Raw genomic sequence first — 12,133 nt, 5'->3', positions numbered from 1 at the left:
CGGCCAGCCTACCCCAGCTGGCACGGCCGGGCCATTCGTCACTCCCGGCTCAGCACCTTCATGACCCAGCGGTTGACCCAGGCCGGCGAGAGCTGCCCGGCCAGGTACAGCAGGCGGAAGGCGACGCTGATGGGACGGTGCACGGCCGCGCCCTGGGCCTGTTGCCAGCAGGCTTCGGCCACGTCCTCGGCCTGGAGGTTGACACCGAGGCGACGCAGGGCCGGCGGCTCGAAGGTCTGCCGGCTGACCATGGGCGTGCGCACGAACGGTGGCATCAGGTCGCCGACGCGGATGCCATGGCGTCGCCACTCCAGTTCCAGCGCCTCGGTGAAACCACGCACGGCGAACTTGGAGGCGGAGTAGCTGGCCATGTGCGGCGTGCCGTAGACCCCCGACGCCGACCCCATGTTGATGACCTGCGCGCCCGGCGTGGCCTTGAGGTAGGGAAAGGCGGCGTGGGTCATCTGCACTACGCCCTGCACGTTGATGGCGAGGATGCGCGCGTGCTCGGCCACGTCGATCTGCTCGAAGTAGCCGAAGCGCAGGATGCCGGCGCAGTTGAACAGCAGGCGCAGCTGCCCGCCGTGCTGCCCGCAGAAGTCGGCCAGGGCCTGCTGCACGGCGCCCAGGTCGGTCACGTCCAGCGCGCGGTGCCATACATTGCCAAGGGCCGCAGCCTGGGTGGCGAGGGCCTCGGCGTCGCGGTCCAGCAGGCCCACCTGCCAGCCGCGTTCGTGGAACAGCCGGGCGGTAGCGGCGCCGATGCCGGAGGCGGCGCCGGTGATGAGGAGAGTGGTCATCTCAGCCCTCCTGCGGGTGGTCGAGCCAGTGGCGGATGAACCCGGCGGTGCTCGCCAGGGCCTCATCGGCGCTGCGCAGCAGGCCGGCGTGGGCCTGGAACACGTGCCAGAGCCCGGGGTAGCGCTCCAGGCGGACCCAGCCCCCCGCCTCGCGGAGCCTGGCCACCAGGCGCAGGCTGTCGTCGCGCAGCAGTTCATCCTCGGCCACCTGCACCAGCAGCGGCGGCAGGTGCCCGAGGTCATCGAACAGCGGCGACAGGGCCGGGTCCCGGCGCTCCATGCCCGGTGGGCAATAGAGGTCGGCGGCCAGCTCCATCCACTTCGGGTTGATCAGCGGGTCGCCGGCTGGTGGCTGGTGCAGGGCGTTGCCGCTGAGGTCGGTGACCGGCGAGTAGCACACCAGGGCGGCCGGTGCCGGCAGGCCGAGCTGGCGCAGGCGCAGGGCGGTGACCAGGGTGAGGTTGCCGCCGGCGGAGTCGCCGCCGATGACGATGCGCGAGGCGGCATGGCCACTCTCCAGCAGGGCCCGGTAGGCCGCCGCGGCATCGTCCCGGCCGGCGGGGAACGGGTGTTCCGGTGCCAGGCGGTAGTCCAGCGCGCAGACGTCGATACCGGCGCGCTTGGCCAGGTTGCCGGCGATGGCGCGGTGGGTGGCGGGCGAGCCGGTGATGAAGGCGCCGCCGTGCAGGTACAGCAGCACGGCATCGCCACCGCCCGGTGGGCGGTGCCATTCGCAGGGTCGGCCGGCGAGCTGCGCCGCCTCGCGGGTGACGCCGCGGGGCGCCAGGGTGCTGGCGGTGAGCCCGCGCAGAATGGCGCGCTGCAGCGGGACCGGCAGCGGCGGGCGCATCAACCCGCGGAACAGCAGCGTCAGGGCACCCCGCAGGATGCCGCGCAGGGCCGCCTGACCGGGCGCGGGGGCGGTGAAATCAACGGACGCAGTCATAGTGTTCCAGCTCCAGGCGGCGGGTCTGCCGGCGGTAAGTGAAGGTGAAACCGGGCCAGTTGTTGGTGTTGCGCCCGTCGGCGGTCTTGTACCAGCTCTGGCAACCCTGCTCCCACACGGTGTGGCGCACGGCCTGCTGCAGGCGCTGGTTGAAGCGGTGCTGCACGTCGGGCTTGAGGTCCAGGTAGCGCAGGCCATCGAGGGCGCGGATGCCGTCGAGCACATAGCGGAACTGGCTTTCCAGCATGTAAAGGATGGAGTTGTGCCCGAGGTTGGTGTTCGGCCCGTAGAGCATGAACAGGTTGGGGAAGCCGCTGACGCTGATGCCGAGGAAGGCTTCGGCGCCGTCGCGCCAGGCTTCGTTGAGGTCGCGTCCGCCTCGGCCGCGCAGGGTCATGGGGGCGAGGAAGTCGGTGGCGGTGAAGCCGGTGCCGAGGATGATGGCGTCCACCTCGATGCGCCGGCCGTCACGGGCGATCACGGCATCCTCGGTGACTTCGCTGATGCCGCAATCCACCACTTCGACGTTGTCGCGATCCAGGGCCGGGTAGAAGTCGTTGGAGATGAGGATGCGCTTGCAGCCCAGGGGGTAGTCCGGCACCAGGCGCTGGCGCAGCACGGGGTCGGCGATGCCGCGTGCGAGGTGCCGGTGGAAGCGTGCACGCATCAGTTTCATCAGCGGCGGGAACACCGAGAAGGCCAGCACCCGTGATTCGTGCTGCACATACTTGAGCAGCCGGTCGACCTTCTGCAAAGCCGGCAGGCGACGCATCAGCGCCAGCTCCCAGGGCCGGTAGGCGCGGTCGGGCTTGTGGATCACATAGGCCGCCGAGCGCTGGAACAGGCTCAGCCGGGCAACCTTGGGGGCGATCTGCGGGACGAACTGGATGGCACTGGCGCCGGTGCCGATCACCGCCACCCGCTTGCCTTCCAGGGAGTAGCCGTGGTCCCAGCGGGCGGAGTGGAATAACGCACCCCGGAAGCGCTCCAGCCCCGGCACCTTGGGCCAGGCCGGACGATTCAGCTGGCCGCAGGCACTCACCAGGGCGCGGGCACGGAAGGTCTCGCCAGCGGTGCTGCGCAACTGCCAGGTGCCGTCGCCTTCGTCGAAGGTTGCCTCGGCCACTTCACAGCCGAAGCGGATGTGAGGTCGCAGGCCGTACTTGTCGGCGCAGTGGCGCTGGTAGGCGAAGATCTCGGCCTGGGGCGCGAACTTGCGCGACCAGTCGGCCTTGGGCTCGAAGGAGTAGGAATACAGGTGCGAAGGCACGTCGCAGGCGGCGCCGGGGTAGCTGTTGTCGCGCCAGGTGCCGCCGACGTCATCGCCTTTTTCCAGGATCTGGAAATCGCGGATGCCCGCCTTCAACAGCTGGATCGCCAGGCCGATGCCACCGAAACCGGCGCCAATGATGAGCACGCGCAGGGGCGCGCCACTCGGGGAAGTGTTGGTCATTGTTATCTCCCGTTGGCTGGAACCGCGCGGCAGGTCCTGTCCGCGAGGCTGCATGCATCCTAGTTCCGCCACCGGGTTCGGGTTATGGCATAGTCGGACACCTGATTGTGAGTTCCGGACAACCTGCTCAAGCCACCATGACCTGCCCTGCTCCCACATCCCACCGTCGCAGCGCCACCAGCGTGCAGCTGATGATCCAGTTCGGCCTCGACCACGGCCTGAGCCTGGAGCACTGCCTGGCCGGTACCGGGCTCGACTGGCAGCTGCTGGGCGACCCCGGCTCGGAGGTGAACGCGGCCCAGGAACTGAGCCTGCTGCGCAACATCGCCCGGGGGCTGGGGGATCGTCCGGGCATCGGCCTCGAAGCCGGCCGGCGCTACCGCCTGAACACCTACGGCATCTGGGGCTATGCGCTGCTCAGCAGCAGCACCTACCGCAGCGCGGTGGAGCTGGGCCTGCGCTACCAGGACCTGACCTATGCCTTCCACGGCCTGCGTCTCGATGAGGTGGGGGACGCGGCGCAGCTGCACCTGATCCCCTCGTCGCTTCCCGAGGACCTGCGCGGCTTCGTACTGGAACGCGACGTATCCGGCGCGCTCAGCGTGCACCGTGACCTGGCCGGCGGCGGCCTGCCGGTGCGCCGGGCCTGCTTCGCCCTCCCCGCTCCGGCCGACACCACACCCTGGCGTGCGCTGCTGGGCGTGGAGCCGACCTTCGGTGCGGCGCACAACTGCATCACCTTCGACCGCGCCCTGCTGGACCTGCCCCTGCCCGGTGCCAACCCCCAGGCGGCCGCCTACTGCGAGGCCCAGTGCCGCGCCCTGCTGGACCGCCGTCGCCAACGCGACGGTTTTGCCAGCCGCATCCGCGACCTGCTGCTGGGCCGACCGGGCCAGCGGGTGGACATGGAAAGCCTGGCCGCCCAGCTGCACATGACTTCGCGCACCCTCAGGCGCCGCCTGGACGCCGAAGGCACCAGCTTCCGCCAGTTGCAGGACGAAGTGCTGGGCACTCTGGCCGAGGAGCTGCTGCACTCCACCGCCCTGCGCCTGGAGGAGATCGCCGAGCGCCTGGGCTACGGCGAGGTGTCCAACTTCATCCACGCCTTCAAGCGCTGGAAGGGCGTCTCGCCCGGGCAGTTCCGCCGCGACGAACGCTGACCCGCCGCCTCCCAGAACGAAACCGGCCAACCCGAAGGTTGGCCGGCATGGGCAAGGAAACAGGGCTCAGCGCGGCTGCGCCGGGATCTCCTGGGTGACCCCCCAGCCATCGAGTACACCGCCCAGGGGAACCACCAGCTCCTCCAGGTCATGCTCGAAGTCGCCGATGCCGGCGTGGGTGGCGTACATCACCTTGCTCACCTGCAGGTGCCAGGCCCCGTCATCCCGTGGGGAGACCTGGGCGTTGAGCGATTCACCACGGAAATTGCGTGCGGCCATCCGGGCCCGGTCCTCATCGGGAAAGATGGCGTAGAACTCGATGGGGTGAACGCGGGCGAAATCGAAACCGCCCTCTTTCATACGGCGCAAGACATTGCTGCTGACGTCATCGTGGAAGGTGGTGCTCATGTTCAAGACCTCCTCTCTGGCGATGGATGAGTGTGACGCTGGGGTCGAGGGACTCGACCTGCGGCGCCTGGCGGCGCCGCCCCACCCGTGCCCACGGACGTAGGCTCCGGGTGTGGCCGGGTCCCGAGGGGCCGGCCACGGCTTGGCTTGTACACAACGATCGACTGCATCGGTTTTCAGGGTAGCGCCCAGCGCGCAGCTCTGCCGGGGAGTATGGATGGAAGCCACCGGTCGGACGACGGGCGGCATCCCTGCAGCACTGAATGGGGGGCGGCTCAGCGTACGCTCGACGCCGACACGCTGACCATCCGGAGCCTCTGACGAAGCGCACCAAAAACGCTGAAACCCTCGTTCTAGAGCACTGGAATGTGCATGGATCGACATTTATCGCGCCTGGTTCCCCGTCTGCTGGGTGGCCAGCATTCCACCTCGCCCCATCCTGTGCTTCGCTGGCAACCGGTCAGAAGAAACTGACCGCCTCATCAAGGAAAAGGACTGATAGATGAACAAGCAAGCAAAACTGTTGCTGTCCGGCCTGGCACTGCTGGGCACCCAGGCACTCATTCCCCAGGCACAGGCAGCCGACCTACTCGGCCGTTGGGATCTGGATGGTGATGGCACGCCGGAAAGCGTGTTCCGCGAATCCGGAAAGATCCAGGTGAAAAGCGCCGGCGGCTCCCTGCTGCGGACCTACGACCTGGGCAATACCACCTGGGAACTGCGCTTCGCCGCCAATACCGACTCAAGGCCCGGCGCGGAGTTGATCGTCAAGGCCGGCCCCGACCTCGCCATCATCAGCATGGTGGAGAACGCCGTCCGCAAGTACCCGGTCGGCAACAAGGTCTGGAACGTGGTGGGCACTGCACAGCTGGACAATAACCCGGGCGAGGAAGTGATCGCGCTGACCGGCGCCGAAGCCATCATCGTCAGCCACCACCTGAAGGAACAGGTCACCCTCAGTGACTTCATGGTGGGCGGCTGGCACTACTACGGCCCGTTCAACATCGGTGGCCTGCCCTACGGCACGCTGTCCTTCACCACCGGCAACGGCATCCTGCTGTACGACTTCCAGACGCGCCTCAAGCGCACCACCTTCACCAATGGCGCCACTGCCACCATCGCCGCGGCAGAGGTGAACGGCGTGCCGGGCAACGAGCTCATCGCTCGCGACAACAACGACCTGATCATCTACACCGGCACAGTCGCCGCCGGCCAGTTCCAGAACTACACCCAGGGCAGCGGCTCGAACTGGGCAACATACGCTGGCTTCGTCGACACCAACGGCAAGCCGGGAGCTGACGTCATCATCAACAAGCTGGACAGGATCACCATCCTCCACCCGGCGGATAACACCCAGAAGGACTACCCGATCAACTCGACCGAGTACTCGATCCTCTCCGTCAGCGACCAGGACGGCCAGCCGGGCGCCGAGATCACCCTGATCGACAAGAGCAACCGCACCTACGTCATCAACGACCGCCTCGGCACCATCCAACCGCTCTGACCCCCTCCGCTCCCGGCTCCTGCCGGGAGCACCTTCCCTAGTACGGATGTACTAGCCCGCCGCCACGCGTGAACCGGTTAGCGTACCGTGACGGGCACCGTCGCTATGCTCGGCGACCTCGATCCCAGCCCGCTCAGCCCGGCGGGCTTCCAGGCCCGCCTCCAGAAGGAACGCCCATGAAGAACGGACTCCCCTGCCTCAGTCTCCTTGCCCTCTCGCTCGCCCTGCTCGGCGGCTGCGTGGCGCCGCCATCGCTGATGGACCAGCAGCGTCAGTACGAACAGGAAGTGGTCAGCCAGGCCCGCCAGCTGCACGCCGCCACCGACGACCTGTTCGAGGCGGCGCTGGCCTCCGGCATGGCGGTGGTGGTGACCACCACCATCAACCTCGACAGCCAGCAGTACGACTTCGAGAACAATGACGACGCGGTGCGCTTCGAGAAGCTGCGCACCGGCACCGCCGTATGGCGCAACCGCGCCAACCCCAAGCGGGTGCTCTACGTTGGCAACAACATGAAGGCCGAGAAGATCGGCGTGCACGGCTCTCACTACCAGACCGTGTTCGACCGCACCCTGTACCAGGTCTACATCGTCGAACCCGGCCAGTACGACCTGATGGGCAGCGTCTACAACTCACCGCGCACCACCGCGCCCAACCCCCAGGCCAATCGCGACATCACCCCCTCTCCCCTGGGCCTGGTGACGCTGGTGGAGAAGGCGTTCAGCGAGTTCGACCGGGACCAGCGCTGGCAGGACCCGCAGTACCAGACCGAGACGGTGAACCAGAGCTATTGCGCAGCCGTACGAGTGGTCAGCGGCGAATGCGTGAGCTGGGGCAACAACGCCTACGACGTCACCCGGCAGACCTCGGCGGGTGGCTGGGTGGCGGACGTCAAGGAACGTAAGGTGGCCAGCATCGAGGCCTACAGCGACCTGAAGAAGCCCTTCGCCACCTTCGAGGTGGCCCCAGGCGAGGCGGTGCTGGTGGACGGCTTCTACCCGGAGGCCCCCAACGTCGGCTTCGAGCAGAGCGACTGCCGGCGCGTGGCCAATGACAAGCTCGACTGCCAGCTCTCGGCGCTCTACATGGTGCGCATCCCCACCGGCCTGCAGGAGTTCCGCAGCGCCAGCGACCCGTCCAAGTACGGCTACATGAAGATGAGCAAGGCCCTGGCGAACCTGCAGTACCGCCCGGTCAAGCTCAACGCCAAGCCGGTCAAGGACGATTCCATCTGGGGCGAAACCTACGTGCTCGAGCGCTGAGCCGATCCAGCGCCAGACAACACCCCCTGGGGTCCACGACTCCAGGGGGTGTTGCGTTCAGGGCCCCGGCCCATTGCATTGCGCACTGGCGCACAGTCCGCCAACAAGCACCCTGCCACTAGTCCATGCGCCCTATTCATGCCGCCCTGGGGGCTCGCTACCGTTCGCCCAGCGCCGCAGACCGGCATACCAGGGAAGACCGCATGAACATCAGGAACAGACTGATCGGGGCCGCCACGCTGGCCCTGCTGGCCCAGACCCCGCAATCGGCTCTCGCCGCGGACTGGTGGGTGATATTCGGCACGGGCGATTCACCGGAGCGCGACATGTTCTACGCCGACGCCCTGTCGGTGGCCGAGCAGCGCCGAGGCTCAGGCGAAACGGAGGCCCCGCGCAGCGTCGGGGTCGTGCAGGTGCTCGAGTCCGCCGAGGCGCCGAACTTCGTGCACTACAGCATGCAGTTCCAGTGCCGCCAGCGCCTGGTGAAGTTCGACGGCATCACCGCCTACATGCGTTCCAACACCCCCTCCAACCTGGCCTCGCCGCAGGGCTGGAAACCGGTGCCACAGAGCTGGGTCGACCGCGCCTACACCTTCGCCTGCGACGCGCAGAACCGCGAAGGCAACGCCATGCTGCGGATCGGCAACACCACGGCGGACGTGCTGGCCCAGGTCACCCGTACACAGATCTGGGGCCTCACGACCCCAGCAGCCTATGACCAGGCCCCCGGCGCGGTGCGCAACGGCACCGACGGGGTGATGCGCGACCTCGACATCCTGCTCGGCAACCCGCCCAAGCGCTGAGGAGACGGCCCCCATGACCCTACGCGCCCTGCTCGCCCTGTTCGCCCTGCCCGCCGCCCTGTCCGGCTGCATCCAGATGGACACGCTCCCCGAGATACTGGCCCGCAACCAATGGATGGGGCGCCCTGCCGAAGACGCCATCAGCTACTTCGGCCGCCCCGACGAGATGACGCCCCTCGCCGATGGCCAGGTGGTGATGCGCTGGACCACCGACACCTCCTACTACCGCAGCGAAGTGGTGGGCAGCTCGACGGAGCAGCAGGGCAATGCCCTGGTCACCACCCACTACTGGGACAACGTGCACCACCCCAACCGCTGCATCATCTCCGTGACCGTCGACAAGACCCGGACCATCACCGCGTTCGAGGCCGATGACGGCGAATTACTGCTGTCCAGCGGGTGCGCCAGCATCCAGTACGGACCACCCTGATCCCCCGGGTCGTCACTCCTGCGCCATGCGCGCGCGGTAGCGGGCGATGGCCTCGTCGCTGACGTCCTCGCGAAAGCACAAGGGTGCCTCGCCGCCCGGCCGGTCATGGGCACTGCGCCGCCCGCAGCGGCTGCCGTTGCGGGCGGTGCTGTAGGGACAGGGGCAGCTCCCCGCATAGCGGGCGATGGACGCCTCGATCAGCCGGCGCGCGATCTCGTCGTCATCGGGAGAGGGGGTGGTGGGTTGTGCCAGGGCCAGCGTGGCCAGGAAGGCCAGCGGCGCCAGCCACAGGGAGGACTTCATGTCGGCTGCACTCATCATCCGGGTGATGAGGCAGATTTACCCAAAGGCAACATGCCATCAAGGAATTTTCTTACAAAGAAAATAGGGTTATATCTATTGCCACAGAAGACAGGACACGAATGTAAACCCATTCGACGATCCGTCCGGCAGCGGCATGGGGCATCGGGTACAGCGACCGGGGCATCGCGCTGGATCCGGGACCTTCATGACCGCGGGCCACTGGTGTGCCCGCCATACGACCACCTGAACAGGGACGTCATCATGCGGCTGACCACCACCGCCTTTCCGCTCCGTCGCCTTGCCCAACACATCGCCCAGGCTTCGCTCCTGCTCGGCGCCTCTTCCGCCTTCGCCCTGCCAGCGCCGCTGACCGGCTGTACCACGTCCGGCAACGTGGCCTCGCTGCAATGCGGCCCGACCGACATCCAGATGCAGGGCAACGCGGGAGCCTCCTCGCTGACCGTCACCGACGTGACGGCCAACTCGGTGGCGGTGCTGAGCAACCCCTCGGCCACCGGCCCCTTCACCCAGACCCTGACCATCGACGGCACCACCGTGCTGAACCGCAGCGACTACCCGGCGGTGTACATGTACTCCAGCCAGGCGGGCTGGAACGCCAACCTGCTGATCGGCTCCGGCGTCAGCATCACCTCGGCCGGCCCGTTCGGCGCGGTCTGGCTGCGCTCGGAGAGCAACGACACGTCCACCCGCAATGAAATCCGCGTGGACAGCGCCGCCACCGTCACCAGCTACGGCGCCAACTCGGACGGCATCACTGCCACCTCCAACAATGGCCCGGTATCGGTGATCAACCGTGGGCAGGTGACGGTCGCCAACGGCCGCGGCCTGTACGCCGATGGCGGCTCGGCCAGCCTTGTACCGGTGGATGTGGGCATCACCAACCTGGGCACGGTCCATGCGTTCCAGGCCGGCGCCCGGGCCATCAACTACCAGGGCACCGCGCGCATCGACAACCAGGGCAGCGTGCGCTCCACCACCCGGCAGGGCCTGATCGCCTGGTCCGCCAACGGCAGTGCGGAAATCACCAACAGCGGCACCGTGGTAGCCGACCACTACGACGCGGTGGTGGCTGCCGGCACCGGCGGCAATGTGAGGGTGACCAACAGCGGCAGCATCACCGCCAACCGCAACCCCAACCTGGCCCAGGTCAGCCCGGACTTCCACGGCATCAGCGCCTACACCGACGGCACCGGCACCGTGACCCTCACCAACACCGCCAGCGGCCTCATCAATGCCGCCCATGACGCGGGCATGGCGGCCGCCAGCGCCCAGGGCGCGATCAGCCTGTTCAACGCCGGGCGCATCAATGCCCTCACCGGCCTGCTGGCCGAATCCAACAGCGGGCCGGTGGGCATCAGCAACAGCGGCATCCTCACCACCACCGGCGTGGGCATCCGCGTGACCTCGGCCAGCGGCGGCAGCGTGGTGAACACCGGCACCGTCGCCAGCGCCGCCACGGCCGTGCAGGTGGACAACGGCATTGCACTGAACGTGGACAACCGGGCCGGGGGCACCCTCCTGGGGGGCGTTTCCCTCGGCACCCTGGCCAACCTGAACAACGCCGGCAGCCTGTACCTGAAACAAGGCGCGACGGTCGCCAACCCGCTCGCCACCGGTTCGGCCGTTGCCAGCAGCGTGGGCGGCAACTTCACCCAGACCGCCAGCGGCACCCTGGGGCTGGCCGCGGCCGGCGGCAGCTACAGCACCCTGGCAGTGGGCGGCAGCGCCAACCTCGGCGGCACCTTCGCGGTGGACGTGAAGCCCACCTTCGCCGGCGGCGACCTGACCAACGTGCTGACGGCCAACGGCGGCGTCACCAACAACGGCCTGCAGGTCACCGACAACTCGTTGCGCTATGCCTTCTCCGCGTTGTTCCGCAACAACGCGGTGGACCTGGTGGTGCGCGACACGGGCATGACCAGCATCAGCGCGGCCGTCTCCCCCAGCCAGCCCGGCGCACGGGGTGCCGCTTCGATCTGGGACGCCCTGCTGGCCAGTGGCACCGACTCGCCCGAGCTGGCCCAGGCGCTGAACAGCATCCTCGGCAGCGGCGATGCCGGTGAGGTCAATGACCGGGTCGAGCAGACCCTGCCGCTGCTGACCGGCAACTCCCTGTCCCTGGCCCGCGACACCCTCGGCAGCGTCAACGCCGTGGTGCAGTCACGCATCGACACCGCTCGCGGCCTGTCGTCAGGCGATGCCTTCCTGGGTGACCGCCACCTCTGGCTGAAGCCCTTCGCCACCCACTCCCGCCAGGACAGCCGCAACGGGGTGAACGGCTACAGCGCCGACACCCAGGGGCTGGTGGCCGGCCTCGACGGCAGCCTCTCGACGGACACCGACCTGGGCGTGGCCTTCGCCTACGCCAAGACCGATGTCTCCAGCCACTCCGGCGGCCCCAAGCAGAGCGCCGATGTGGACAGCTACCAGCTCATCCTCTACGGCCGCCACGCGCTGGATGCCCAGAGCGATCTGTCGTTTCAGCTCGACGGGGGTCGCATGGACAATGACGGGCGCCGGCAGATCGACCTGGCAGGCCTCAGCGCGAAGTCCGACTACACCAGCAAGACCGCTCACGCCGGGGTGGCGGTGGACCGCCGCTTCGCCCTGGCGCCGAGCACCACCTTCGCCCCGTTCATCCGCCTGGATTACACCTGGATCGAGGACGAGGCCTATCGCGAGAAAGGTGCCGGCGGCCTGGACCTGCAGGTGAAGTCCCGCAGCACCGACGCCCTGGTGCTCGGCGTGGACGGCACCCTGACCCACGCCCTGAGCGACCAGCTCAAGGTGAGCGCCAACCTCGGCGCCGGCTACGACCTGTACAACCGCGACGCCAGCATCACTTCGGCCTACGCCGGCGCACCGGACGCGGCGTTCGTCACCTACGGCACCCATCAGTCGGCCTGGAGCCAGCGGGCCGGCGCCGGGCTGACCTACACCACCGCCACTGGCACCGAGATCACCGGCCGCTACGACGCCACCCACAAGGAAGGCTTCCTCGGGCAGACCGCCTCGGTGCAACTGCGCTGGATGTTCTGAGCAG

Annotated in this window: 11 protein-coding genes; 6 read left to right on the top strand and 5 right to left on the bottom strand. The window is 68.0% G+C overall.

Annotated elements, in window-relative coordinates; genetic code table 11:
• Window positions 1-38: 38 nt before the first annotated feature.
• From SZ55_RS01665 to SZ55_RS01655, 3 genes are read right to left on the bottom strand one after another with little or no spacing between them, the layout of a single operon-like run.
• Window positions 39-800 carry an SDR family oxidoreductase gene (locus SZ55_RS01665; RefSeq protein ID WP_044400278.1) on the bottom strand — a complete coding sequence of 254 codons (762 nt, stop codon included), beginning with the start codon at window positions 798-800 and terminating at the stop codon, window positions 39-41.
• A 1-nt stretch (window position 801) separates the two neighbouring features.
• Window positions 802-1,746, bottom strand: a complete 945-nt coding sequence (locus SZ55_RS01660; protein WP_044400275.1) for an alpha/beta hydrolase — start codon at window positions 1,744-1,746, stop codon at window positions 802-804.
• Window positions 1,730-3,199 carry a flavin-containing monooxygenase gene (locus SZ55_RS01655; protein WP_044400272.1) on the bottom strand — a complete coding sequence of 490 codons (1,470 nt, stop codon included), beginning with the start codon at window positions 3,197-3,199 and terminating at the stop codon, window positions 1,730-1,732. Before SZ55_RS01655 ends, SZ55_RS01660 begins: the two co-directional genes overlap by 17 nt.
• 137 nt (window positions 3,200-3,336) lie before the next feature.
• Here SZ55_RS01655 and SZ55_RS01650 point away from each other — a divergent pair, with 137 nt between their 5' ends.
• Window positions 3,337-4,359: an AraC family transcriptional regulator gene (locus SZ55_RS01650; RefSeq protein ID WP_044400269.1), complete on the top strand. Its 1,023-nt coding sequence runs from the start codon at window positions 3,337-3,339 to the stop codon at window positions 4,357-4,359.
• Between the two features lie 66 nt (window positions 4,360-4,425).
• Here SZ55_RS01650 and SZ55_RS01645 read toward each other — a convergent pair whose 3' ends face one another.
• The gene (locus SZ55_RS01645) at window positions 4,426-4,767 is read right to left on the bottom strand and encodes a ribonuclease E inhibitor RraB (protein ID WP_044400266.1); all 342 of its coding nucleotides are present in this window, start codon (window positions 4,765-4,767) and stop codon (window positions 4,426-4,428) included.
• A gap of 502 nt (window positions 4,768-5,269) precedes the next feature.
• Between SZ55_RS01645 and SZ55_RS01640 the strand changes: the two genes are divergently transcribed.
• The 4 genes from SZ55_RS01640 (at window position 5,270) to SZ55_RS01625 (ending at window position 8,766) form a co-directional block, all read left to right on the top strand.
• On the top strand, window positions 5,270-6,271 hold the full coding sequence (locus SZ55_RS01640; protein ID WP_044400263.1) for a hypothetical protein: 1,002 nt from the start codon (window positions 5,270-5,272) through the stop codon (window positions 6,269-6,271).
• Window positions 6,272-6,447: 176 nt separating this feature from the next.
• Window positions 6,448-7,533 carry a hypothetical protein gene (locus tag SZ55_RS01635; protein ID WP_052807508.1) on the top strand — a complete coding sequence of 362 codons (1,086 nt, stop codon included), beginning with the start codon at window positions 6,448-6,450 and terminating at the stop codon, window positions 7,531-7,533.
• 203 nt (window positions 7,534-7,736) lie between these two features.
• Entirely contained in the window at window positions 7,737-8,336 is a 600-nt protein-coding gene (locus tag SZ55_RS01630; RefSeq protein WP_044400260.1) for a hypothetical protein, read from the top strand.
• 13 nt (window positions 8,337-8,349) lie between these two features.
• Entirely contained in the window at window positions 8,350-8,766 is a 417-nt protein-coding gene (locus SZ55_RS01625) for a hypothetical protein (RefSeq protein ID WP_044400257.1), read from the top strand.
• 12 nt (window positions 8,767-8,778) lie between these two features.
• On the opposite strand, the gene SZ55_RS01620 is transcribed toward SZ55_RS01625, so the two are convergent.
• Complete coding sequence (locus SZ55_RS01620) at window positions 8,779-9,069, bottom strand: hypothetical protein (protein WP_152644417.1); 291 nt, start codon at window positions 9,067-9,069, stop codon at window positions 8,779-8,781.
• A gap of 261 nt (window positions 9,070-9,330) precedes the next feature.
• Between SZ55_RS01620 and SZ55_RS01615 the strand changes: the two genes are divergently transcribed.
• On the top strand, window positions 9,331-12,129 hold the full coding sequence (locus SZ55_RS01615; protein ID WP_044400253.1) for an autotransporter outer membrane beta-barrel domain-containing protein: 2,799 nt from the start codon (window positions 9,331-9,333) through the stop codon (window positions 12,127-12,129).
• Window positions 12,130-12,133: the final 4 nt, after the last annotated feature.

Origin of the sequence: Pseudomonas sp. FeS53a, from assembly GCF_000931385.1 — a bacterium.
Classification (GTDB): domain Bacteria; phylum Pseudomonadota; class Gammaproteobacteria; order Pseudomonadales; family Pseudomonadaceae; genus Metapseudomonas; species Metapseudomonas otitidis.
Note: the sequence above shows the minus strand (reverse complement) of the source record. Positions and strands in the feature narration are given on the sequence as shown.